Origin of the sequence: Neisseria sp. 19428wB4_WF04 (assembly GCF_015235335.1) — a bacterium.
Taxonomy (GTDB): domain Bacteria; phylum Pseudomonadota; class Gammaproteobacteria; order Burkholderiales; family Neisseriaceae; genus Neisseria; species Neisseria musculi.
The window spans coordinates 1-765 of the sequence record NZ_JADGLG010000133.1; the positions used below are offsets into that span (position 1 = coordinate 1).

The 765-nt window shown below is 47.6% G+C and carries 1 pseudogene; it reads left to right on the forward strand.

Features of this window, described 5'->3' with window-relative positions:
* Positions 1 to 47: 47 nt before the first annotated feature.
* Positions 48 to 765 (forward strand): annotated as a pseudogene (locus tag IR141_RS12630) (IS481 family transposase); the annotation flags it as partial.

A 765-nucleotide genomic window follows, 5' to 3' on the forward strand; every position in this document is an offset into this window, starting at 1 on the left:
TGTAGTAAAAGCTAGCGTTGTTTACAGTATTTGAAAGACAATACTGCATGAATATCCATAAAAATACCCGGCTAACCCCGCATAACCGCCAGGCCATTTGACGCGCTTATACACAAGACAAAATTCAGTGTAACTTCGTTGGCACAACACTACCGTGTCAGCAGAGTAACGATTTACCGTATACTCAAAGCAGCCCGGTTGCGGCTGCCCACCCCGCAAAAAAGCACCAACAACCGCTTTAAATAAACCAAATACGGCATGAAACGCCTGGTCAAAGTCGAGCGGGAAATCGAAGAGAAACTCAAAAAACAGGCAAAGCGTTATAACAAATCCTATCCCAGCGAAACGGTTCGTTTCGATACCAAACGGCTGCCTTTGCTACAAAACCAAAAAGCAACCGACCATCTGGATTATCTGTTTGTTGCCATTGATGATTTTTCCCGCGAGCGGTATGCTGCGATATTGCCGGACCGTACAGCAGCCGGCGCAGCCAAATTTCTTTTGCGCGATGTGATAGATTGTTGTCCCTATACCATCGAATGCGCCTATTGCGACAACGGTGCGGAATATCGTGACAATGCGGGGCACCCGTTTGGCATTGCCTGTGTGCCAAACAACATAAGCCAAAAATTCACCCGTGTTGCCCGGCCGCAAACCAATGGTAAAGCCGGGCGGGTTGTCCGTACCTTAATGGAAATGTGGCATGACAAGCATCCGTTTAAGGATTCGGCGCACCGGCAAAAAGAGTTATGTCGTTTTGTTAAC